The sequence below is a fragment of the Dapis purpurea BLCC-M126 genome (genome assembly GCF_050015975.1).
In the GTDB taxonomy this organism is placed as follows: Bacteria; Cyanobacteriota; Cyanobacteriia; order Cyanobacteriales; family Microcoleaceae; genus Trichodesmium.
Window position 1 is genome coordinate 70,258 of sequence record NZ_JBNHER010000235.1, and the last position, 25,727, is coordinate 95,984.

Consider the following 25,727-nt stretch of genomic DNA (forward strand, 5'->3'; position numbering starts at 1 on the left):
ATTGAAACTCTGATGATTAAGTAAATAAAATTCAGCAGTAAATGGATAAGGTAGACGGCAAAATTTGACTAGAGTGACCAGAAGAAAAATTTTTCTACCCCCAGAAAAATGCTAGATAAAAACTGAGAAAGCTAGAGAGAAGCTTGGATTGAAACTCTGATGATTAAGTAAATAAAATTCAGCAGTAAATGGATAAGGTAGATGGCAAGATTTAACTAGAGTAAGCGGGAGTTTATCTTAGTAAAAATTTTTCTACCCCCGGAAAAATGCTAGATAAAAACTGAGAAAGCTAGAACAAAAGTTTGATTAAAAGAAAAGTGGAAAATTAGCAAAATAAATTAAAATGCAAGCAAATTTAGTAGTAAATCTAGCAATAAAAATAAGTGCATTTATATTTGCTGTGATCTTGGGAGAAATAGGATTAACAATAGCAGGAATTAAACATCTTCCACCAGCAAGAACAGATGAAAAATCAGAAAATAAATCTTTAGATACCACTAGAGAGCCATATCGAGGTTGGGTAGGAAATCCTAATGCCAAAGAATTTTGGCTCGGAGGAGGTATACCTTCTGAATTAAAAATGAATAGTAAAGCTTTTCGGGATTATGAACAGAATCAAACCAAACCAGAAAATGGATTTATAATTTCTTTATTAGGAGATTTTTTTACAGAAGCAATCCATGTAAAATTAGAAGATACTTATGGTGCAATAATAGAGGAAAAATTACAAAAATGTTATGTCTTAAAAGACAAAAAAGTGGAGGTAATGAATTTTGGTGTACAAGGTTATGGAACAGCTTAAGAATTAATGACATTAAGATATCATATTTGTGATTATGCACCAGATTTAGTCATATTAGCTTTTTATCCTGCTAATGAACTTCGGAAAAATTATCGCCCTCTAGATCACGATTACCTAATACCTTATTTTATCTATAGCAATATGATTTAAGTTGTAAGATATTGGAGATTTTTAGGCAATAGAGAACCGCGAACAGAGAACAGGGTAGAGGGAAAAATGAATATATATGAATAATATAACTGCTATACTCTATTCTTTTAAGAAACACTTAAATTCTCACATCTGATTTCTGATTGCTATATAAAAATGGTCAGTTATAATCAGATATGTCACTTCGTAGTATTAAACCTTGGTAAAGAGGTCATTCTGTTTTTTGAATGGTTGATATATTGCCGATTTGGTTAGTGAGAAACTCCCGAATTTTACAGCTAATCATAAAAGTTGATATGGAGGCTAAAGCAGGTGAATTTTTAGATAAAAAAGGTCAAAATTTGATTTCTTTTTATCGAGAACCTGAATCAAATTATGACTGGGATAAAGCTTGGCAAGTAACGTAAGATTTGATTACATTAATGAGAGATGAAGTATATAAAAATGGAGCAGATTTTATGATTATAGCAATTAGCGATTCTCATCAAGTACATCCCGATCTTAGAATATCGTGAAAAATTTAAAAATGCTTATAATTTGTCAGATTTATACTATTCAGATAGAAGAATAGAAGCATTTAGTAAACATGAAAATATTCCAGTGTATATTTTAGTCAGACCATTAGGAGATAAAGCATAAAAATAGGCAAATGTTTATATGGATTTGATAATGCGGAACCCTGTGAAGGTCATTGGAATATAGAAGGTCATAAATTTGTAGGATAAATTATGTCAAATTATTTATGTAATAAGTATAAATTGGAAAGGTATAGCAACTCTAAATGATTGGTAAAATTTTGCGTATTTCTGTATATTTAGTGATTTAGCTATTGAGAATAAATAACTTTAACAGCTATTTCTTGATATTTTTCTTTAATTGAGAGTAAAGAAAAATGTAAAATTTATTTCTGCTTAGTTCCTTATTGTGGAGGCAGCTACACAAGGTAACAGGAAACAGAAAATATATCTAGTTTTTATTTTTAGAGGAATAGTATTTGCTTGCCAATTTATTTTTTTAAGAATATTACCACTTGTACACAACTACTAAATTTTTCAAAAATACACAATAATTATACAGATACAGAGTTTGTCAGTAAAAGTTCCTGATTGGAAATAATTAGGGTAATAAACTAAATTTACTAGTTGAGGTACATAAGTTCTAATACATAAAAAATCTGAAACTTTTTTCTTTTGTTATGGCAAATTTAAAAAAAGTAATTATTTATTAATCTACGATTTCTGTCTATAAGGTTTTTCACTCTTGGTGAGATAGACAAATTTTAGATTTTAAGAAGTAGAGAGGAAGCAGAAAAAAATACTGTACTTCCATTAAGGCTGAAAACTGTTATATTACATAATTCAAGACTTATTCCAATAAATTGTCAAAAATCAAACTTTTTTAATAGACTTTTATTTGCCTATTCCCTGTTCCTGATCCCATGACTGTAGTAGGATTTTATCTAATTAGTATTATAGCAATTCCCAAAGTTATGAGGTACAGTTTTTTTGCTTTTCTGTTCCCTGTTGCTTTTTCCCTGTTCCCTCAAACCTAAAACTTTTTACCTCACGCTTTTTGGGAATTGCTATATTTTATTTTCAGATATCTTTTAAATAATCAGGTTAAAGACTATTATATAATCAGAAAAATTCCTCATGGGAAGATAAATAGAGTATCAGTCAGAAATACCTAGTATTTCTGCTGGAGCAAAACTGAAAAAACATCTAAATTACTTGCCATAAAATTGCCATGAAAAACTTGAGTATTTTGAAAAAACCCTCAGAACTATGGAAAATCGTTTTGATGAATATAATTTTCTTATTTGTATTTTTAGAGTTAGGTTCCCTGGGATGGTATTTTTTCAAATATAAAGAATTTTTCTACATCAGAGAAAAAGTAACGGAAAATAATCAAGGAGAAGAACAAGAAAATCAAGAAGAAAATGAAAATGAGAATATAAATACTAATAAAAATCCGATGGGAATCAACCTAGCAGGAATTAGATTAGAAGACTCCGTAATAGAAAGATTGCACCCTTACTTTGGCTATGTGCAAAAACCTGGACCTGATTTTAGAGAAGGTTTTAAATATAATGCTGCTGGTTTTATTTCTCCTTATGATTATCCTTATCGAAAGAAGAATAATAATCAATATATAATCGGAATTTTTGGTGGTTCTGTTGCATCGAATTATTCAATATATGAAATTCAGAATCAAATCTTAGAAAAGAAATTAAAGCAACTTCCAGAATTTGAAGATAAGGAATTTATTATCTTGTCTTTAGCAACAGGAGGCTATAAACAACCACAACAATTAATACTATTAAACTACTTTCTTTCCATAGGTCAGAAATTTGATATGATCGTCAATATAGATGGTTTTAATGAGGTAACTATAGCTAAAGCAAATAATGAAAATGCTGTTGATATTATGATGCCAAGTACCAACCATGTTATACCATTAACGAACATAGCTAATAATAGTCTCTCCACAAAATCTATTCAAGCTATGTTAAAAATTAACGATAGTAAGAATAAATTAAAAGATGCTTTAGAAACTTTAGATAAATGTCAAGTAGCTTACTGTTATGCTCTTACATCAATTTATGTGCAAAATCTAGCAACAACCTATCGCAAAAATGTCAAAATTTTTGATAAAGAAAGGAAAAAAGCAGCTCAACAAGCTGCTGGAGAAACAGAGGCTAGTATCGTTTATTTCTATGCACAAAACCCAGAACTAGAAGAACCAGAATTATATGAAACAATGGCAGAACACTGGCAAAAAACATCAATAATGATGCAGCAAATAGCTGCCAACAATAACATTTTATATTTTCATATTCTACAACCAAATCAATATTATCCTACCAATAGAATATACAGTGAAGCAGAAAATAAAATTGCTTTCGACTCTGATAGTCCTTTTAGAGAAGCAACAGAATCAGGATATCCCGTACTTTTAAGTAAAATAGATAACTTAAAACAGAATAGTGTAAATTTTTTCAATGGTGTGAAAATTTTAGATGATGCCAAAGAAATAGTTTATATAGATAGTTGTTGCCATTATACTGAAGTTGGAGAAAATATTTTGTCTGAATTTGTAGCTAATTCAATTTTTACTACACTTAGTGCCAAGAAGAAGGAAGAAGTAAGAAGTAAGAAGGAGTAAAAAGTAAAAAGTAATAAGTAATAAGTAATAAGGAAGTAAGAAGAAAGTAAAGAGTAAAGATTGAAAAAAAGGGAAAGTCATAAGTGCATAAACAAAATTAATTAAACATTTTACTGACTCTCTGTTGCTTATTCTCTATCTCAACTGGAAAATTCCTAAAAGCATAACTACTTATATTGAAAACTAGGGAAAAAATTTCTGAGAGAGATACTTATCTATTACTTCTGCTGCTAATCTATTCCCAGCAATATTCCAATGAATATCGTTTGGTTTGTAGAGAGCAGTTTTGGAACCAGCAGTAACAAATTCTTCCACAATATCAAGATGATAAATATTATGTTTATCCAATTCTTGAGATAGTAATTTATTAGGCTGCCGGAAATCAAATTGTTCTGGAGAAAAATTGTAACTAGCAACTACTTTTTCTCTTAATTGTTTAATGACTTGTACCTCATCAGGCATCAATACTACGACTAAAGTAATATTTCGGCGATCGCAAATTTCCTTGATTTTTAATAAGTCGCCAAAAGCATCATTAAAATGTTCTGGAAAATCTGTTGTTTCCTGATTTTTGATAAAAATATAACTTCTTTTTTTTGCCTCTTGTAGATGAAAATCATCCGGTACAGTAGGTAAGTCTTCTCGATATTCAATGCCATGATGATAGAGGTTGCCTTCAAACTTACTATTTACCTTAATCAAAAAATCAAAGAAAGATAAAACGTAAGAATCTTGAACTTTCAGTAATTTTCTATCCTCTTGTGATTTATAATTATCAGAAAAGTCATTACCAATATAAAAAGATAGCAAAAGCATATCAGGATTTAACTCTAATCCTTCATTAACAAATAGGGATAAATAATCTTTCGGTCCAATCGCAATTATTCCCATATTAATTAGTTCTATAGGTTCCTGAATATCCTGATTAAGTTTAGATTCCAATATAGTTAAAAAGTTATGTTTATAAGGTACACCACTATAAGCAAAAGAATCACCTATGCCAATAATTCTATATGTACCTTCTGCTTTTTGTTTGGTAAATTCTACATCTTTAAATCCCCTAGAATTTAACTGAAAATCATAGTCTGTAGAAAATGGTTTTCCTCGCCAGCGATTATAAGATGAGGGGTCATAAAACATAAATGAAGGATTAATTTTGTGATAAATTCTGAATGCAATTTCTGTTAAGCTAAATGTTATTAAGGAAATAATTATTGTTTGACGGAGGAGAGAAAAAATATTTTTCATAATTAAGTTTTCAAGAATGAACCTTTTGACCAGATTTAGGAAAGTTAGCCTAGATTACTAATCACTGAGATGTTAATATAACATATAACTATCAGCTATTATATTTTTGAGTAGGTAGACAAAATTATTTGTATATCTAAATTTTCTCAAGCTATAAATTCAGTTTATAAATATAGGTATAAAATTACTCAAGAATCAGAATCAAAAATTTGATTGTCAAAGTAGCTTAGTTGACAATCATAAAGTAGATACATATTATGAAGATGAAATTTAAGGAGTAAAATTTCAAATCTAATGAATATCCTGTGAGGATAATCAGTCATAAATCAAATCGAATTATCGGGAATTTCTATAGAACGTCCCTACTCCACTCTTATTTCTTGTTCCCTATTATTTATCACCATTCAAATGAACATGATATACCGCCTATTTCTTGTAAAGACGGTACAGTAATTATAGTCAATCAGCACAATAAAAATGAAACCTTTATTCGATACTCCAAAAACTCTTTAAAAAGCTACTATACTTCATAAACCACCAAACGGACTATAAGACACCTTTTCCAAATATAATCTATATAAAAATATGCAAAAAAATAATTATCAATTGAGTCATAGACTAATTTTAGGCATCAGTTTATGTCTAGCAATAATTCCAGCTATAGTTTTAGGAGTTCTAATTCTTAAGTATAGTGTCAATGTGCCAATTCAAGACCAATGGCAAATCTCTGCTATCTTTGAAAAATTTAATCAAGGAACTCTATCTTTCAATGATTTAATAGCACAACACAATGAAAGTAGAAAATTTTTTCCCAGACTAATTTTTCTGGCTCTAGCATTTCTAACCAAATGGAATATTAGATATGAAATGTTAGTCACATTTTTACTTGCCTGCATAGTTTCTGTCAATATTTATCTGTTAAATAGATTAACAATAGGTGGTTCGCAGATCAAAGGTCTAACCATAGCATTAGTATCTAATATATTTATCTTTTCTGCTGTTCAATATGAAAATTGGTTGTGGGGTATTCAAATAGTTGTTTTTACTCCTATAGTTTGCATTACCTCCTGTATATTAATTGCTTATTCAAGACTAAATAATCTAACCAAAATTTTAATTTGTATGGTCTTATCAACCATCAGCACTTTTTCTTATGCTAATGGTTTATTAGCCTGGGTAATAGTCTTACCAGTCCTAACTTTAGTACAATTAAAATCTTTGTCAGACATCAGGAAAAACATAATTTTATATCTACTTTGGATAATTGTATTTATAGCCAATATAACCTTTTACTTCCATGATTATCAAAAGCCATTATCTCACCCTAGTCCATTAGAATCACTTCAATATCCATATCAAACCTTCCAATATTTTCTAGCATTTTTAGGTAGCTCTCTAGGAGTTGGTAGTAGTATACAACCCCTAAATAATTCAATTATTCTTGGTGCAGTAATTATTATTCTATTTATTAGTTTTTGTTGTTATGTAATATGGCATATTAAAGAATATGAATTACGGCATAAAACTATTGGCTGGATTATGCTTGGTTCATATACAGTTATTAGTGCCTTAGTTACATCTATGGGTAGAGTAACACTTGGTATAGAACAGGCTCTTTCATCAAGATATACAACATTTTCAACCTATATCATTATCTGCATAATTCATTTAATCATAATTGTGGGAGAAGATGCTATTAAAAAAGAATATTTTTTAATTAATAAAAGCTTATTCTCAAAAATTATTTGCTGGTTTATTGGCATAATAACTGTTTTCCAAGTACACAACTTAACTTATAGTGTAGAAAAGATGAAGTCATGGAAACAAGATTTTTTGAAATATAAAGGCTGTTTACTACTAATTGATTTCACTCATGATAACTGTCAAAATCTAATTGACTCTTACTATTTTGAATATATAAAACAACAGGCTAATTACTTAACAGAAATAGGATTTTTAGACCCTGGTTTAATCACAACTAATCGCATTCCATACTTAGTAGATAGTAGTAATAACAGACAATTAAAAGGTACTTTTGAAAAGCTAGAATTTATTGGCGGTAATAACTTATTAGCAACTGGTTGGGCAATATTTACTGATACAAATTTACCAGTAGATACCATAGTTCTCAGTTATGATAATTCTCAAGGTGAATCTATTGTTTCTGCTGTGGCAGATATGACAATGTCAAGACCTAATCTTGTGAAAGAATTTAAAAGTCAAAAATACTTTAAATCAGGATGGCAAAAAGTATTATCAACTCATAGATTTCCCCAAGGAAATATTAAGGTTAAGGCTTGGGCATTAGATACAAATACAACAAAGTTTTATCAAATTCCCGGTACTTATTTAGTTAATAAGAATGGTGAAAATATTACTGTTTTGTTTCGCGATCAACCAACCTTGAATTAGGTTCATAGTTATTTGCTAAAATTATTGTATTTTTAGAGTTAATTTCAGTAGGGGGTTCAGGAAGCAAACCCCTAATACTGTTTCTCAAAAACTTTTCTATATTTAGGGGTTGCACTCAAAAGTCTGATGGTGAAGGGAGGGAGTAGGGAGTAGTGAAGAGTAAACAAAGACAGGGAGTTATACAGTAGGTACTCAGAAAGATTATCCTTTGCTCCAACCTCCCTAACTCTTACCCAAATACTAACTTTTTGAGCTTACCCTGGCTTAAAATCTCCTACTTTTTCTGGACTTGAAAATTCTCAAACTTTTATCTGCCCATGCTTTGAGATTTATTCAGCCAACCCTATTTAGTTGAGGAGGGGAGTAGGGGAGTGGGGGAAAAGTAAACATAATAATAATTAACCTTAAATTACCTTAATTTAGCAAAAGAGTGTTTAAGCTGTATTAATCACTTAATAGCTTAAGCGTTAAATAGGTATAGCATTACTTTTGCGAATTTGTATAAGTGCATAAGCAAAATTAATTACATATTCTTTTCCTAAATTATCAAGCACTTTTTTGAGATATTAAAGCAAGCTGTTCGGTGTCATTTTTTCTAAAATATTTATACTTTATGGTAGAAAATCTCTGAGTTCATAAGTACAATTAATTAGGGGTTCCTGATTAATTATGAAGGTATTGACAAATAAAGACTCTAACATTTTTTAGTTGAAAAAAGTACCAGCTTTTTGGTGAAAAAACTTCATGCATGTTAGTATTTTGAGATGATTATAGCAGAAAAATTGAGGAATAATTTTTCGAGTACCTCCCCTATAATTCCCATTTCTCCTGTCTCCCCCTCCTGGGAGGTAGGGCTGTTTCAAAAAGCAATAAGTTAGCTTTTTTGGGTGCAGGAGGGATTTGAAGGTAGAAAAATGCCAAAATACAACTAAATTTACTGAAATTTGAAAGAATTAGCTAACTAAAACCTAAGTAATTATTCTGATAAGTACGGCTCAAATGACTGATAATTGATTAATGGACGAAAATGATTGTGGGATAAATTTGATGATTTTTCGACTTTTTAGTGAGGAAATCTCCCCATCTCCCCATCTCCCTATCTCCCCATCTCTCTTTTAAGAGAATGAAACAGCCCTGCCCTCCTGGGAGGGGCTAGGGGTGGGTTGTCTCCTGTTTCCTGACTACTCCCTTACCCATAAAACTTTTTCAGCAAACCCTAATTAGACATCCTAATTGACTATCTGTTCCCTGTTCCCTCTCTCAACTAGGAAATGCCTAAAAGCAAAACTACTTAAGACATTAATTATCGCCAAAAAATTTATCTGTATCTTTAACTAAATAATCGAATAAAATATCCGCAGCTAATAAATTTCCAGCACTATTCCAATGGGGTTCCCTCAGTAAGTATAAAGGACGGTTATTTTGTTCTATTTTAAATCTATCCAACATATCTATATAAGGAATGCCATTAGCTGCTAAAAACTTGCTCAAAATTTCTTGCTGACAAGTCAAATTATAAGACTCTCGTTTTAAATCATCGTACTCGGCAAAAATTTCATTTAATAACTCATCATTAATTTGATATTCGTCAGGATAAATAGCCACTACAAATTCAATATTCCGAGATTTTAGTAATTTTTGCATCTCTAAAATACTCTGAAAAATATAATTGATATTCTCATTCCGCTTACCTTCAAGTAAATCCTTAATCTTACAAAACTTGAGCCGACTTTTTTCTACCCGTAGAAAAGCCTTCTTAGATAAAATTCCAGGTGATTTTTCCCTGGCAATAATTGGAGCTGATGCTAAATTTAAACTAGCAACTAGAGAACTACTTGGCAACTTAGCAGAATCCTGTTTAGCCTTTTGTAATTCTTGGTAAACTTTATATTTTTGCTGTAAAAACATCAACAATCTAGACTTACCAATAATCGGATAACCAAAAATAATTAATTCGTCTGTCTTATCTATATCTATATATATACCATTAACAATAATTCGTTTCCTTTCTGGGTCGGCATCCCGAAAATCATTACCGACAAAAAAGCCTAATACTACTAAGTCTGGATTATATTTTAATCCGTACTTTTTCAACATAGCTAATTGTTCGCCAGTATGAGTTCCTGGATAGCCAACATTAATCACCTCTACCTGATCTTGACCATAATAATTATCAAACTTTTTCTCCAACAAAGCCGTATAATTTCCCTCTTTTCCACCCGCCCAATTAAATGAGTCACTAACAACCAGTAGACGAAATTTATGAGGCTCTTTTTCGAGGGGATAATCTCGGTCATTAAAGCCAAATTGATTATTACCATTAATATAAGGTCTCACCCGAAAACCTAAATCTGGGTCATATTGATACAGCCCTTTAAATAGGTATGGTTCAAAAACAATCATTAAAATTTCTACCAAAAATAGAGGTATAATTATCCAGGTAAATGTTAATAATAAAAAGATTTTGATTTTTTTTGGTTTAATGAATTGGAAATAATTCCTCATAGAATGACAACTAAGTTATGAATTTGGGATAATATATAGCAATCATAAATGATTTGTGAAAAAAAACTGTAGGGGTTTGGAGACCAAACCCTACTTGGGTTTGCTGGAAAAATCTTTTTAAAGAGTAGGGAGTAGGTAGGGAGGTTGCATGCAACCTCCTGCCTGGGAGGGGGGAGTAATTTTTTTGCCCTTGTCTACCTTTTATCCTAACTTTTTTGAGCGTTTTATACTGAAAACCTAGCGCTTTTTTCGACCCTAAAAAAACTAAAGACTTTATTTTTAAAAGTTTGAGATTTAATCAGCAAAACCCAAGTAGAAATGGGGTTTGGATACCAAACCCCTACGATAAAATATTACAACCTATTTAAACTTGCCATAACATACTAATAAAAATTACTAAAAATCTTACGACCAAAACAATAAGGTCTCAAGCTTCCGAATGAAACTGGAGCGAAGTTATTCTTTTTGCCCAGCATTCCACAGGAAAAAATACTAACTGATAACTGATACCTAATAACTGAAATGACACTATCATCTATTATTAAACTACTTGGTCGATCGCCTCTCACAACCGAACTCCTAAACAAACTCCAACAATACCAATGTCTACAACTAAACGGCGCACCCCGTTTACCTAAAGGTTTAGTTACATCTACCCTCGCCCAACAACAACAGCAAAATTTGCTCATTGTCACTGCAACTTTAGAAGAGGCGGGGCGGTGGGCGGCACAGTTAGAAGCAATAGGATGGCCAACAGTACACTTTTACCCTACTTCCGAAGCATCCCCTTACGAACCCTCCTACTCAGAAGAAATGATTTGGGGACAAATGCAGGTATTGGCAGACTTGGTGAGTGAGAATGCCCCAGAAAATGCAGCCAATAACGGCAATAGTAGCAATAAATCAAAAATGGCCGTGGTGGCAACAGAGCGATCGCTCCAACCCCACCTACCTACAGTTAAACAATTTCAACCCTACTGCCTTACCCTCATCCCTGGCATTACCAGTAACTCCAAAACCTTCGATGAAAAACTCGCCCAGATGGGATACGAACGAGTCCCATTAGTCGAAACCGAGGGTCAGTGGAGTCGCCGGGGCGATATTATAGATGTATTTCCTGTTGCCTCAGAATTACCAGTACGCTTAGAATGGTTTGGAGACGAACTCGAACAAATTCGGGAATTTGACCCTTCTACCCAACGTTCCCTTGACAAAATCACCCAAATAGTCTTAACACCTAGAGATTTTAGTCATTGGGGGTTAGGAAATTTAGAGTCAATGACCGACTCCACATTTGTCTCCCTTTTAGACTACCTGCCAGAAAATACTCTCATTGCCATAGACGAACCAGATCAATGTGCTGCTCATGGCGATCGCTGGTTTGAACTGGTAGAAGAAAATTGGCAACAACTCAACAAGGACGAAGCATCCTCACCATTACCAAAAATTCATCGTACATTTGCCGACTCCCTAGCAGAAGTCGAACTTTTTCCCAGACTATATTTATCCGAACTCAACAAGGAAACCAACAGCAATATTACTGCCTCAGTTCCCTACACCCTCAACCTTGCCAGTCGCCCCTTACCAGTTATGCCACACCAATACGCCAAACTGGCAGAAAATCTGCGCCAGGAAAGGGAACGTAAACATTCCGTTTTTCTCATTTCCGCTCAACCGTCCCGCTCTGTCTCTCTACTCCAGGAACATGACTGTCCCGCTCAATTTATTCCCAACCCCCGCGACTACCCCGCCATTGACAGACTGCAAACCCAATATACTCCTGTTGCTCTTAAATATAGTGGTTTAGCAGAATTAGAAGGATTTATTTTACCCACATTCCGTTTAGCAGTTATCACCGACAGAGAATTTTACGGACAACATACTCTCGCCACTCCCACCTATATTCGCAAACGCCGTCAAGCTGCTTCCAAACAAGTAGACCCCAATAAACTCCGCCCCGGAGATTATGTAGTTCACCGCCAACATGGTATTGGCAAGTTCGTCAAATTAGAAAGTCTAACTCTTAATAATGAAACCCGTGATTATTTGGCAATTCAATATGCTGACGGTTTGCTCAGAGTTGCTGCTGACCAACTCGGCTCCCTGTCAAGGTTGAGAAGCACTGATAAGAAAAAACCCCAACTCAACAAACTAACTGGCAAAACCTGGGAAAGTACCAAAAATAAAGTCCGTAAGTCAATCAAAAAATTAGCTGTTGATCTGCTGAAACTGTATGCTCAACGCGCTGAAAAAACAGGTTACAGTTTTCCTACCGACACCCCGTGGCAAGAAGAAATGGAAGATTCATTTCCCTATCAACCTACCCCCGATCAGTTGAAAGCAACTCAAGATGTGAAACGGGATATGGAAAGCGAACGAGCAATGGATCGTCTGGTTTGCGGTGACGTTGGTTTCGGCAAAACAGAAGTCGCCATCCGAGCAATTTTCAAAGCAGTAACCGCAAACAAACAAGTAGCATTTCTCGCACCGACAACAGTTTTAACTCAACAACATTATCACACTCTCAAAGAACGTTTTGCTCCCTACCCCATAGAAATAGGTTTACTCAACCGCTTCCGTACTGCTAACGAAAAGAAAGAAATTCAACGGCGGTTAGCAACGGGGGAATTAGATATTATTGTCGGTACCCACTCGATTTTAAGTAAGACTATTCAGTTTCGAGAGTTGGGGTTATTGGTAGTGGATGAGGAACAGCGGTTTGGCGTTAACCAGAAGGAAAAAATTAAGGCGCTCAAAGCTCAGGTAGATGTGCTTACATTGACTGCAACTCCAATTCCGCGAACATTATATATGGCACTTTCGGGGATTCGGGAAATGAGTCTAATTACTACACCACCCCCTTTGCGTCGCCCGATCAAAACTCACCTTGCACCCTACGATCTCGAAACTGCCCGCACTGCAATTCGCCAAGAATTGAATCGGGGAGGTCAGGTATTTTATGTAGTACCACGCATTGAAGGTATTGAAGAATTAGCAGGAAAATTGCGGGAAATGATTCCCGGAGCCAGAATTAATATCGGTCACGGGCAAATGGATGCAGCAGAGTTGGAGTCAATTATGCTGACATTTAGTGCCGGCGAAGCTGACATTTTAGTTTGTACCACAATTATTGAATCTGGTTTGGATATTCCCCGCGTTAACACTATATTAATAGAAGATGCTCAAAAATTTGGGTTGTCCCAGTTGTATCAGTTGCGGGGAAGAGTAGGTCGTGCGGGAGTACAAGCTCATGCGTGGTTGTTTTATCCGACTACTGCTTCCGGTGGAATCGCCCTGACAGATGAGGCGCAAAAGCGATTGCGGGCAATTCAGGAGTTTACTCAGTTGGGTTCGGGATATCAGTTAGCCATGCGAGATTTAGAAATTCGGGGAGCGGGGGATATTTTAGGAGCAGAGCAGTCTGGTCAAGTAAACACCATCGGATTCGATCTGTATACAGAAATGTTAGAAGAGGCAATTCGAGAAGTCAAAGGTCAGGAAATTCCTCAAGTTGATGATACGCAAATTGACCTGAGTTTGACTGCATTTATTCCTGCAGACTATATTCCAGACTTAGACCAAAAAATGAGTGCCTATCGCTCGGTTGCTGCTGCTAATAGTCAGGAAGAATTGAGTCAAATAGAAATTGATTGGAGCGATCGCTACGGTGCAATTCCGAAAGTTGGTTTACAGTTATTAAGAATGATGGAATTAAAACAAATTGCCAAAAAAATAGGTTTTTCTCGGATTAAAGTAGAGGGTAAACAACACGTTGTTTTAGAAACACCAATGGAGGAACCTGCATGGAATTTATTAAAAGAGAAATTACCAGGTCATTTACAATCTCGTTTTGTCTTTAGTAAAGGTAAAGTAATAGTCAGAGGATTAGGTGTTTTAAGTGCAGATAAACAGTTGGAAAGTTTAATAGAATGGTTGAGTAAAATGGAAGGAGCTTTAATAATTAATAATTGATAATTACAGCAGTTTCGGAGTTTATTGCAATTAGAGAAGAGTGAAAAAATATCTAATATCAAATCCGGTTGAATACTTGTTATATAGTTGAGATGGGGGGATGGGGAGATGGGGAGATTGAAGTTTAGATAGAATTATGAACATATACTATATAACCGGATTCTATATAAAATATAGTATTTACGGTGAGCGATCGCTATAATTTAAGTATTTTCTGCGGAATGCTGCCCAAACAGCTATAAGTAGTCAGTTCTCAGCAATAAAAATGTATGAAATAAGCATTCGCTTAACTTATACTACATTTTTAATCAGAGAATTTAAGCACAATAAAATTGATAATTAGAGATACTTTTTATTATCAATTATCAATTATCCATTATCCATTAAATTATGCCATTCAGTAATTACAAAAATATTGCAGCAGTCGCCAAAGAATATCAAATAAAATATATTTCTGCAAATTTTATCAATGAACTAGAATTTCCAGTGCCTCAAAATTTTAGAGAAGAGTTAGAATTTCTACTTTCTCATGGAACTATATACGGTTCAGAATATGCTATTTGTGAAAATTTAATCTATCCAATTTTGAAAGAAGTTTGGAAATATTACTATCAAAAATTCACTCTTTGGAGTCACGAAACTTTAACTTATGATGAAAAACTCTCAGGACAACCAGATTATATAGTAGCTAAAATCAGTCCTTTAGGCAGAATGATTTTTGATAAACCCTATTTTTTAGTAGTAGAAGCAAAGCAAGATAAATTTGAAGAAGGATGGGGTCAATGTTTAGCAGAATTAGTCGCAGTACAGAAAATCAATAACAATTTAGAACAAACAATTTTCGGTATTGTTTCTAATGGTCAAGTTTGGCAGTTTGGGAAATTGAAAGGAGATATTTTTACCAGAAATATTGCTAGCTATAGTATTGAATATTTAGATAGATTATTTGCCGTAGTAAATTATGTATTTCAGCAATGTTTGTTAGAGTTAGAGAATGATTGCAATTGTCTCTAAAATCTGATTATTTGTGGTAAGCGATCGCTTGATAAAATAGTATAATTCATTAGCAGGAATTTATATCATGTCCGTTTAATTAGTGATAAAAAAACTTTCTGCTCCTGATATACTCCTTATTTCTTCTATTCCTCCTGACTCCTGTCTCCTGTCTCCTCCTTAATTTATTTATAACTGTTCATCCGGACATGATATTACCCATGAAAAAGGGACATTTAAGAGAGGATTAGATCGTTTTTAATGGGACAGAAGTTTACTACTGCAGAATGGCGGAAATAACTGACCAGTTATAAAATCCTAACAGTCTTATATCAAATCCGGTTGAATACTTGTTATATAGTTGGGATGGGGAGATGGGGGGATGGGGAGATGGGGAGATTGAAGTGTAGATAGAATTATGAACATATAATATAACCGGATTCTATATTACTAATCAATACTTCTGACTTCCCTTCCTGGCTCCCCTCCTGGGAGGGGCGGGGGGGGTTGACTCCTAACTCCTAACTCCTGACTCCTGACTCCTCTTTCTTCTAAAATAAACTTCCCCAATACTCAGGATTTTCTATCAACTGCTGCGCTTCTACCGCTGGAACAGCATGAGAAAAAAAGTACCCTTGACCATATTCACAGCCGCATTCTTGTACTACCCTCAATTGTTCCAAGGTTTCCACCCCCTCAGCAGTCACATTAAGTTCGAGCTGCTGTGCTAAACTGATAATTCCCCTGGTTATACTCGCTAGGGACGAAGTTGAATCTAAAGACTGCACAAAAGACTGGTCAATTTTAATCTCATCTATGGGAAGACGATGTAGGTACGACAGGGATGAATATCCAGTACCAAAATCATCAAGAGTAATATTTACCCCCAGTCTTTTAATAGTGAATAGTAGAGCCTCCACATCACTGCCATGGCCGATAAAGGAATTTTCTGTTAATTCCAGGCAAATTTGCTCAGGGTTGACACCTGATTCACTGATAGCTAAATTTAGGTTATTGATGAAGTTCAAGTGCAGAAGAAAATCAGGAGAAACATTGATATTCATCCGAAATTCTTTCTTTAAAGCAAATTGCTGATTCCATTGACTCATCTGATGGCAAGCTGACTTCAAAATCCAACTTTCTAATGCTGGCATAAGATGGGAAGCTGCAACAATGGGCAAAAATTCCACGGGAGTAAGTAATCCTCGCTGAGGATGTTGCCAACGTACCAAAGCTTCAAACCCTATCAATGACCGACTAGGAAAATGTATCAACGGTTGATAATGCAGGAGAAACTCTTCATGCTCTAACGCTTGGTATAAGCTTGCCTTCAGTTCCGCCTGGTTTTCCCGTTCAGACCGCATGGAAGAATTAAAGACTACCATATTTCCCGGTCCTTGGTGTTTGGCCTCATACATCGCTATGTCGGCATTTTCTAAGATTACCGTGTCACTCTGCCACTGATCCTGTGGATCGTAAAAGGCAATACCAATACTTACGGTGATCGATAATTGGGAAGAGGCAATAGGGAGAGATGCGGCGATCGCTCATTCAATGCGAGATGCTACCTCCATTGCTACTTCCGGGTGAGTGGTTTTTTCTAGCAAAATAGCAAACTCATCTCCCCCTAAACGAGATACCATATCCCCTGGACGAACAGTATTCTTGAGGCGTTCGGCGACTTCCACCAGCAGTTGGTCGCCAGCAGCATGGCCGAGGGTATCGTTGACCTCTTTAAAACTATCCACATCTAGGTATAGCAGAGCAAATTGATAGGAAGTATCGCGACTGACACGAGCGATCCAGAATTTGAGAGTTTCCAAGAAAAAGGCTCTATTAGCTAACCCGGTTAATATATCAAAAAATGCTTGACGTTGCAGATCGTTTTGAATACTCTTCAGCTCATTAATGATTACCAGGGTGAGTACGACACCATTGGTTGTCCTATCTTCCCGGACATAGGGCAAAATTCTTAGCAGTAAGCGATCTTGTGTGTTGACATTGGTCGCTTCTAGTTCTTGGTAATTTTGACTTTTGGCGACTTCCTGAACTAGAGATATTAAATTCTCGATATCTAGATAATTTACCAGTTCGGTTAGAGGTCTCCCAATATCCCCTACGCGAAAGTTAAATACTTTGGCAGCAGCAGGAGTATATTTACGGATATTCAAATCCTTGTCTAGAAACACAACACCAATCTCGGTACTCTGCAATAGATTATCAATATCAGCACTAAGTTCAGTCAGCTCTTCAATGCGTTCCTGATTTTCAGCATTAACGGTGTAGAGTTCTTCATTAACTGATTGTAGTTCTTCGTTCGTGCTTTGTAGTTCTTCATTGGAAGCTATCAGTTCTTCATTAGTCGCCTGTTGTTCTTCGTTAGCAGTTTCTAGCTCTTCAATGCTGGTTTGCAGATTTTCGCGAGTTTGCTGTAGTTCAAATTCCAGCTCTCGAATTTGCAGAGACATAGCTGAGTTAGGATCAAAATCTAAGTCTGTCGAGGCTATGGGAGACTCAGCGCTAGTAATCAGTTCCAACAGCACAATTATCTGCATTTCAGATTGGGTATCATCCTCCTCGACTTTCCCTACCCAAAGATTAATCCTTTGCTGAAACTGCAACTCCAACATCTGGATGTCCCTGTAGATTACGGGCTGTTTATCCCGCTTTACCCGATGTAAAGCCGTACTCAAGGGTGTCTTAATGTTTTGTGGCACAATATCTAATATATTTGTACTGATTTCTCCCAGGGGAAGTTCCAGCAACTTGGCAGTGTTAACCAATATATGTATAACCTGATGATTTTGACCGACGATCACACAAGTGACTGCTTGGTCGCCAAACCGGAGCTTCCAAACAGATTTCAGCAACGTCTCGTAAACGGGTCGCCCTGATTTTACAGGTTTGTACATTGTCACAGAAGATTGCACAGTTGGAGATTTAATGATACGACTGATCGGTAGTTGAACATCCTGGCGTTTAACGAAGATTTTCCACTGCTGATTGATGGCATCAAACGCATGGGGTATTGTTCCTACATTTTCCGAAGGTCCAAGGATTAAAATCCCTTTTTTTGCTAGGGAGAAGTGCAGCAGCATTAGCACCTGTTCCTGCAAAGCAGGCTGCATATAAATTAGTAAGTTACGGCAACTAACTAGGTGCATCTGAGAAAAGCCTGGATTTTTCGTCAAATCATGGGAAGCAAAAACCACCTGGGAACGAATGGACTTTTTGATCCGATAGGTTGAGCCTTCTGCAACAAAGTAAGATTCCAGCCTTTCTCTCCCGATATCCTGAGCAATATTGTCACTATAAATCCCCTGAGAAGCAATGGCCAAAGCCTCCTGGTCAATATCAGTTGCAAACAGCTTTACCGGATGTTTTTCCTCCATATTCTGCATCACCTCATCAATAGCAATGGCTAGAGAATAGGCTTCTTCCCCAGTAGAACATCCAGTCACCCAAAGCCGGAGGGGGTTGCCTGGCTGCAAGCTTTCCAGTAAGGAGGGTAGCACTTGTGTTTGCAGCAAAGACCACATCTCAGAATCGCGGAAGAAACGGGTAGCACCTATCAGCAAATCTTGTCGCAGACTTTTGACTTCTTCCAAACTCTCATTCAGGTAATACCAATTCCCAAAAATAACGCTATACTTGGATGAAACTTCAGTTATTAAGTAATTAAACTAAGGTAATTACTTTTTTGTGTTTTTTGAGCAAGTTTAACATTAATTATTGTTGCTTTTACTTCTCCCCTACTCCCCCACTCCCCTACTCCCCTACTTCAATCAAATGTAGAAAAGTTTTTGAGAAATGGTATAAGTGATGTATTGAGAAATTGTATTGACTTTAGAGAGCAGCAACCGATGGATGATGCGACGGTTCAAAGTCCCTGGTTTGTACAAGGAAAAGTCTATATTTTCCTGCCTCTGCAAAATATCTAGAATCTGGTTCAGTTGGTCATTAGGCAGTAGGTTTGTAGAATTTTGAGTCAGAGATACCTGAGTATAGCTATAGCGAATTATATCACAGACTGCCTGGGCTAATTCTTCTGGAGAAAGGATTTCATCCACCAGCCCTGAACTTAGGGGGCTACTGGGCATAGCTCCGAATTGGGTTGTCTCCTCGGACTGTACCAAGGCCACACCCCCCGCCCGACTAATGGCTTTGAGGCCCTCAGTACCATCGTGCCCCGTACCAGAGAGCAAAATACTAATACAGCGATCGCCTCGTTCCTGAGCCAGACTCAAAAAGAAATAGTCAACAGGATAATCAATTTGTCGCCCCTGACGCTCTTCTAACCACAATTGTTGTCCCTGTAACCTGACTATAAACCCTGGGGGCAGCACATATACGCTATTAATGTTAATGGCCATGCCGTTTTCAATCAGGTAAACTGGCAGTCTAGTGCGTCGCTGTAGCAGCTCTACCATTAAACTACGAAAGTCTGGGGATAGGTGCTGAACTACCACAAAGGCGGCACCAGGTTCAGGTAGCAAACTGCTAAAGAAGGCTTCGAGGGCCTGAAGTCCTCCTGCTGATGCGCCAATACCTACCACAAAGCTTGCAGATGGAAAATTTTGGTTGGGTTGGTCTATCATTTCAGTTATCAGTTATCAGTTATCAGTTATCAGTTATTAGTTATTAGTTATTAATTCAAAACTTGTAGTGGGGTGACACGCCTAAGATATTGCAATAGTAGAGGCGGGTTCCCCCGTTAAATGAATGAGTTTTCACATTTATTTGATTAGATAAACCCGCCCCCAATGATGTAACGCACCATTTTAGGTATGTTTCAAACAAGAATGTTACAAATATTTTAAGAGGTTGTTTGAGAAGTCATTGATCCCCCTAAATCCCCCTTAATAAGGGGGACTTTCCATTTTATTTCCCCCTTAATAAGGAGAACTTTCCGTTGTATTTCCCCCCTTGAAAAGGGGGGCTAGGGGGGATCTAAATCAAAATTTATACTTGTCAAACATCCTCTAAATAACGAAGAAGTTAAATAATTAATTATTACCAAAATAATTGGGTTTAAAGCCCCGACTTTTAAGGCGAAATGTTTTTGGAGCGTGGCATAAATCCCCGTTACAAAAACAACTGTCTTGAGTGTGTCTTACATTCTGTTCGCGAAGCGTTTCCGCAGGAAACGGGAACCTCAGAATTACACACTCGCTTCTGACTTCCCCTCCTGGGAGGGGTTAGGGGTGGGTTGACTTCTGACTTCTGACTTCGTTAACTCTCCTTAAAAGAAGAGGCTTTAATACCTTTTCAAGTATTTATCCTAATATTTGTGATAAATCCAATTTCTGAGAGTTGAAACTACAGAATATTTGTACTTCTTTATTAGGAATATTTGTACTTCTTTATTAGGAATATTTGTACTTCTTTATTAGGAATATTTTTTATACTTAACCTTCAACATAAATATTAAGCAACTAGAGGAAATATTAATAATTTTTTAATATTATCAATATGTTTATGCAGCCCAAACCCCTGAGATTGCTTCCTTCCACTCCGTTCCAGTCGCAATGACATAGTGATATTTAATTATGCCTAGCTACTTAAAGCAAAATAGATAATTTTGCTAAGTTGTTTGAGATAAGGTAAAGTTATATGTAATAATTAGTCTAAAAATTAATTAAATGCGATCGCGATTCTTACCTAATATTATTATCTCCAGCTTAATTGCCATAGTAACTTGGTTGTGGAGTAGCCCAGCTTGGGCATTAATTCCAATTAAACTATATGATGTAGACTACAAAGATTGCCCCCCCAGTCTATCAACAGGAATTATCAGCAGTGGTTCTAGCATGGGAGCTAACTGCTTTATCATTAGTGGAAAAGCCCAAAATGCTTCTGGTAAAAATGTGTATGATGCTGATGTGTATGGACGTATTTATGATGCGAATAACAATAACGTCATGCAAAATCGTACCAGACTAGGTTCAATTCCAGAAATTCCCGCCCTTACTACTACAGATTTTGAAATTAGAGTTTCTATACCAGCAAATCTACCTACTCCCTTAAAACTTAAGCAGTTTAAATCATCTGGCTTTCCTAGTAAAATTCGGTGGGAGCAAACTATTGAAGAATTTGAGGGATTTTAATATTGAGGGTTTGCTGAAAAAGTCTTACGGGTGAGGGTAGGAGTCAACCCACCTCTAACCCCTCCCAGGAGGGGAAGTCAGGAGTCACGAGGAATGGGAATTATGGAGGAGGTAGGAGTAGGAGGAAGAATTGTTGATCTATGTTTCCGCCCTCGTCTGCTCAAAATACTCACCTTTTCAGCTTGAGCGAGGAAAAATTTGGTAATTTTTTCATATAAAAAAGGCTTTAGCTTTTGTATGACTAATGTAGGGGCAAATCGAGATTCGCCCCTACTACCAAAATATTACAACTGAAATTAATATTGCTTTATAGATATTAATAAACTGCTATACTACCTAGTAATCCAGTTAAAATTTGAGCTGCAAACTGGAGAGCAAAGATAGCAATTATGGGAGAAAAGTCAATACCTCCCAAGGGTGGAATAATAGAACGAAATATATTTAGATAAGGATCTGTCAACTGACTCAATACAGAAAATGGTGGGTCATACCAATTAACATTAGGAAACCAACTTAACAAAATTCTAATGAACATCAAAACTAAATAGATGCTCACAAAAGTTGATAATGTCTGGGCTAATAGTCCTATTGAAGCACTCATAAATATTATTTTTGTGAAACTACAAACAAACAATAAGTTCTATAATAGAGTTTAGCATAGCTTTGTCCTATTTAGTGACCCAGAGCTATCTCTAAAATCTACAAAATCTACTAATTCTTCACTCTTCAGAGCGATCGCTCTGTCTTTTCCAAAGATCCATTTACAGAACCTATTTGCTGGCGAACTTCATCAATTGCTTGATTCAACTGTGCTATTTTACCCTCCAAACTTTGGCGAGTCTCTTCTATAGCTTCTGTTTCTTTAGTGGATTTTTCTGTTTCAGGATCTTGGCTATCTAATAAATTTTCTGCTACATCAGTATCATCGGATATCCTTGCTCCGATTAAAACTCCGAATAATCCACCTACCAGGCCACCAACTGCTATACCTGCCATCAAACCACTTGCAAAACCATTTTTATTACTCATATTTAGCAAACAGCTAATTATTTATATTCTTTTTACTTAAGGAGTTACCCAAAAAAAACCGGTTTATTACAAAAAAACAAACTTTAGTGGCTTCCTATGGGTTAAGTCTTATACTTAATTATAGTATTTTTTTTTACTAAAACATCACATATTAGTAATAAAATTTCAAAATTATCAAGTACGAGTCATTTCAGTTATCAGTTACCAGTTGGCTAAAACCGGAGGCAAGAAAATCCGAATAATTAATAATTAGAGAGAGTTTTCATTATCAATTATCCATGATTCATTATCAATTAATGACCAATTCCTAAGTACCAAAAATTCGATCGCCCGCATCACCAAGGCCAGGTACAATATAACCAACATCATTTACAATCTCATCAATAGTTGCCGTATAAATAGCCAAGCTAGGATAAGTAGTACCTAGTTTTTGTAGAGCAGGTGTAGCAGCTACCACAGAAATAATTCTTACAGCAGTGGGGTCAACTCCACGCTGAGTTAATTCAGCCATAGCCTGCATAATTGTACCACCAGTAGCTAACATTGGGTCGCAAATCAAAACCCTAACATTAGGGTCAAACTTGGAGGGCAACTTATTCAAATAACAACTAGCTTCAAGAGTTTCTTCATTCCTGACCATACCCAAATGATAGATAGATGCGAGAGGTAAAACAGTTTGAGCACCTTCTAATAATCCCAAACCAGCTCGGAGAATAGGTATTACTACTATGGGAGCTTGAGGATTGACAAAAGTAGCAGAACATTCAGCTAAAGGAGTTTGTATTGTTGTTTCTACCACAGGCAACCAATCACGAATCGCTTCATAAGTTAACCATCTACCTAATTCTGTAATTGCAGAGCGAAACAATGCTGAGGGTGTATTAACATCACGAGCAACACCCAACCAATGCTTTACCAATGGATGAGGTGGGACATAAACACGAAGTTGTGGAGCCATGATTACAAAAGTCCAAAAAAATTTTTAGTTTATTAAGTTCAAATTATCATATAGCAGGCAACAGGGAATAGGGTATAGGGAATAGGGAATAGTTGGAAAAACATTTCCGCGTAAGGATTCATAATCAGTCTATGTCCTAAAAAATTCTTTCTTAGCTATATGTAGTATGAAAATTTCAGCTCTGAAAATAAAATTGAAGGTTTAAGATTACAGGATTAAATAATTGATAATGGATAATTACCTCTTTAACAATTGATAATGAACAATGGATAATGAATAATGGAGAGTGGATCATAAAAACTATCTCTAATTATCAATTATCCATTGATAAAGGAGAGGCTTTAAACCTCTGGGGATTAATTATCAATTATCCATTATCCATTATTAAAGGTTTTACTATGGCAGTATCTATCACATCTCCCTCATTAGTTGACAAATTTCCGGCAATACCTGAATATGATGCAATTGTAATTGGCTCTGGTATAGGTGGTCTAGTTACAGGTACTCAACTTGTAGCTAAAGGAGCCAAAGTTATAGTCTTAGAAAGTTATATTATTCCTGGTGGTAGTTCCGGTTACTTTGAAAGAAAAGGATACACATTTGATGTTGGTGCATCAATGATATTTGGCTTTGGCAAAAAAGGCACAACAAATTTACTTACTCGTGCTTTAGATGCTGTCAATGTTAGTATAGAAACAATTCCAGATCCAGTACAAATACATTATCACTTACCAGATAATTTAGAATTAAAAGTTCACCAAAAATATGAAAAATTTATAGAGGAATTAACTGAAAAATTTCCCCATGAAAGGAAAGGAATTAGGCAATTTTATGATGAATGTTGGGCAGTCTTTAATTGTCTTAATTCTATGGAGTTATTATCTTTAGAAGAATTAAAATATCTCTCCAAATCATTTTTTCGACATCCAGGGTCTTGTTTAGGGTTATTGAAGTATTTACCCCAAAATGTCGGAGATGTTGCCCGTCGATACATTAATGATTCCCAGTTATTAAAATTTATCGATATGGAATGTTATTGTTGGTCAGTAGTTCCGGCAGATTTAACTCCAATGATTAATGCTGGTATGGTATTTTCTGACCGACATTATGGAGGTATTAATTATCCTAAAGGCGGCGTGGGAAAAATTGCGCAAAAATTGGTAGAAGGTTTGGAGAAAAATGGAGGAGAAATTCAATATAAATCCCGGGTCAAAAAAATTATTATCGACAACGGAAAAGCTGTAGGAGTGGAATTAACTAATGGTAAAGTTTATCGAGGTAAACGGATTATTTCTAACGCGACAAGATGGGATACTTTTGGCAAATTAGTTCCAGAAAAAAATATACCCCGAAGTGAAATGAAATGGCGGAGTAATTATCAAAAATCACCAAGTTTTTTAAGCTTGCATTTAGGAGTAAAAGCGACCGTATTTCCTCCAGGTACAGAATGTCATCATATTCTGTTAGAAAATTGGGAGAAAATGGAGGCACCAGAAGGTACAATTTTTGTCTCTATTCCTACATTATTAGACCCAAGTTTAGCACCAGAAGGATATCATATTGTTCATACTTTTACACCCAGTTATATGCAAGACTGGCAAAAATTATCAATTCAAGAATATGAAGCAAAAAAAGAAGTAGCAGCAGAAGGAATTATTAATAGGTTAGAAAATATTTTTCCTGGTTTAAATGCAGGTTTAGATCATATAGAAGTAGGAACAGCTCGCTCCCATCAAAAATTTTTAAATCGTGAAGATGGAACTTATGGACCTATTCCTCAGCGTAAGTTAAAAGGTTTATTAGGAATGCCATTTAATCGCACTGCAATACCTGGTTTATATTGTGTTGGAGATAGTACATTTCCTGGTCAAGGTTTGAATGCTGTAGCATTTTCTGGTTTTGCTTGTGCTCATAGAGTTGCTGTTGATTTAGGATTAAAAGAAGTAAAAAGTAAGAAGTAATATCAATTTCATAAAATGTTGTAGAATTAAATTTTTTGTGGGAATTTGTAGGGGCAATTTATGAATTGCTCCCATAGTAATCCGCGCATTTGTCGTGACAGTTTTAATAATGGTTAATTTGATCCCCTAACCTTGAAAATTCTATCCTTACGGGCAATTTCTGTTTGTTATGCTCCTAATTACGCGTTTGAGACAGCATTCGGAACGAAATCGTCCCTACCACCACAATATTACAACTGATTAGAGGATTGCTATATAGGAGTCAAGAGTTAGAATAAAAGTAAATTTATGAATCATTTTGTGGTAATTTAGTATAATACCATTAAAAAAAAATGTTACAAATAGTGTAGTTAAGGAAGAAGAAAGAAAAAGGTTCATTAATTGATAATTGATAATGGATAATTGATAATTACCTCTGGTTAAAA

The 25,727-nt window shown here is 35.4% G+C and carries 16 protein-coding genes and 1 pseudogene; 9 read left to right on the forward strand and 8 right to left on the reverse strand.

The window, feature by feature from the left end:
* The first annotated feature begins 343 nt into the window (after positions 1-343).
* The 4 genes from ACP6PL_RS21065 (at position 344) to ACP6PL_RS21080 (ending at position 4,117) form a co-directional block, all read left to right on the forward strand.
* Positions 344-802, forward strand: a complete 459-nt coding sequence (locus ACP6PL_RS21065) for a hypothetical protein (RefSeq protein ID WP_426547232.1) — start codon at positions 344-346, stop codon at positions 800-802.
* 6 nt (positions 803-808) lie between these two features.
* On the forward strand, positions 809-952 hold the full coding sequence (locus ACP6PL_RS21070) for a hypothetical protein (RefSeq protein ID WP_426547233.1): 144 nt from the start codon (positions 809-811) through the stop codon (positions 950-952).
* A gap of 227 nt (positions 953-1,179) precedes the next feature.
* The gene (locus ACP6PL_RS21075) at positions 1,180-1,359 is read left to right on the forward strand and encodes a hypothetical protein (RefSeq protein ID WP_426547234.1); all 180 of its coding nucleotides are present in this window, start codon (positions 1,180-1,182) and stop codon (positions 1,357-1,359) included.
* A gap of 1,393 nt (positions 1,360-2,752) precedes the next feature.
* Entirely contained in the window at positions 2,753-4,117 is a 1,365-nt protein-coding gene (locus ACP6PL_RS21080) for a hypothetical protein (protein ID WP_426547235.1), read from the forward strand.
* Between the two features lie 183 nt (positions 4,118-4,300).
* On the opposite strand, the gene ACP6PL_RS21085 is transcribed toward ACP6PL_RS21080, so the two are convergent.
* On the reverse strand, positions 4,301-5,365 hold the full coding sequence (locus tag ACP6PL_RS21085; protein WP_426547236.1) for an alginate O-acetyltransferase AlgX-related protein: 1,065 nt from the start codon (positions 5,363-5,365) through the stop codon (positions 4,301-4,303).
* 585 nt (positions 5,366-5,950) lie between these two features.
* On the opposite strand from ACP6PL_RS21085, the gene ACP6PL_RS21090 reads away from it, so the two are divergent.
* Positions 5,951-7,777 (forward strand): hypothetical protein, encoded by a 1,827-nt coding sequence (locus tag ACP6PL_RS21090; protein ID WP_426547237.1) that lies wholly within the window; start codon positions 5,951-5,953, stop codon positions 7,775-7,777.
* 1,299 nt (positions 7,778-9,076) lie between these two features.
* Here ACP6PL_RS21090 and ACP6PL_RS21095 read toward each other — a convergent pair.
* Positions 9,077-10,180, reverse strand: a complete 1,104-nt coding sequence (locus tag ACP6PL_RS21095; protein WP_426547238.1) for an alginate O-acetyltransferase AlgX-related protein — start codon at positions 10,178-10,180, stop codon at positions 9,077-9,079.
* Between the two features lie 624 nt (positions 10,181-10,804).
* Between ACP6PL_RS21095 and mfd the strand changes: the two genes are divergently transcribed.
* On the forward strand, positions 10,805-14,254 hold the full coding sequence (gene mfd, locus ACP6PL_RS21100; RefSeq protein ID WP_426547239.1) for a transcription-repair coupling factor: 3,450 nt from the start codon (positions 10,805-10,807) through the stop codon (positions 14,252-14,254).
* A gap of 390 nt (positions 14,255-14,644) precedes the next feature.
* Entirely contained in the window at positions 14,645-15,268 is a 624-nt protein-coding gene (locus ACP6PL_RS21105; protein WP_426547240.1) for a hypothetical protein, read from the forward strand.
* A gap of 530 nt (positions 15,269-15,798) precedes the next feature.
* Here ACP6PL_RS21105 and ACP6PL_RS21110 read toward each other — a convergent pair.
* From ACP6PL_RS21110 to ACP6PL_RS21120, 3 genes and pseudogenes are all read right to left on the reverse strand, one after another.
* Entirely contained in the window at positions 15,799-16,665 is an 867-nt protein-coding gene (locus ACP6PL_RS21110) for a putative bifunctional diguanylate cyclase/phosphodiesterase (protein WP_426547246.1), read from the reverse strand.
* Positions 16,654-18,855, reverse strand: a pseudogene (locus tag ACP6PL_RS21115) (CheR family methyltransferase); the annotation flags it as partial. The pseudogene ACP6PL_RS21115 and the gene ACP6PL_RS21110, both read right to left, overlap by 12 nt.
* A 177-nt stretch (positions 18,856-19,032) precedes the next feature.
* Positions 19,033-19,845 carry a chemotaxis protein CheB gene (locus ACP6PL_RS21120; protein ID WP_426547241.1) on the reverse strand — a complete coding sequence of 271 codons (813 nt, stop codon included), beginning with the start codon at positions 19,843-19,845 and terminating at the stop codon, positions 19,033-19,035.
* 1,044 nt (positions 19,846-20,889) lie between these two features.
* On the opposite strand from ACP6PL_RS21120, the gene ACP6PL_RS21125 reads away from it, so the two are divergent.
* Positions 20,890-21,354 carry a hypothetical protein gene (locus ACP6PL_RS21125; protein WP_426547242.1) on the forward strand — a complete coding sequence of 155 codons (465 nt, stop codon included), beginning with the start codon at positions 20,890-20,892 and terminating at the stop codon, positions 21,352-21,354.
* A 316-nt stretch (positions 21,355-21,670) separates the two neighbouring features.
* Here the strand turns inward: ACP6PL_RS21125 and ACP6PL_RS21130 are convergent, their stop codons facing one another.
* From ACP6PL_RS21130 to upp, 3 genes are all read right to left on the reverse strand, one after another.
* Positions 21,671-21,955, reverse strand: coding sequence for a YggT family protein (locus ACP6PL_RS21130; protein WP_094673012.1), 285 nt, complete (start codon positions 21,953-21,955; stop codon positions 21,671-21,673).
* A 125-nt stretch (positions 21,956-22,080) separates the two neighbouring features.
* Positions 22,081-22,383 (reverse strand): ssl2009 family thylakoid membrane protein, encoded by a 303-nt coding sequence (locus ACP6PL_RS21135; protein WP_426547243.1) that lies wholly within the window; start codon positions 22,381-22,383, stop codon positions 22,081-22,083.
* Positions 22,384-22,690: 307 nt separating this feature from the next.
* Positions 22,691-23,341, reverse strand: a complete 651-nt coding sequence (upp, locus tag ACP6PL_RS21140; protein WP_426547244.1) for a uracil phosphoribosyltransferase — start codon at positions 23,339-23,341, stop codon at positions 22,691-22,693.
* A 398-nt stretch (positions 23,342-23,739) separates the two neighbouring features.
* Here upp and crtH point away from each other — a divergent pair, with 398 nt between their 5' ends.
* The gene (crtH, locus tag ACP6PL_RS21145) at positions 23,740-25,302 is read left to right on the forward strand and encodes a carotenoid isomerase (protein WP_426547247.1); all 1,563 of its coding nucleotides are present in this window, start codon (positions 23,740-23,742) and stop codon (positions 25,300-25,302) included.
* Positions 25,303-25,727 lie beyond the last annotated feature (425 nt).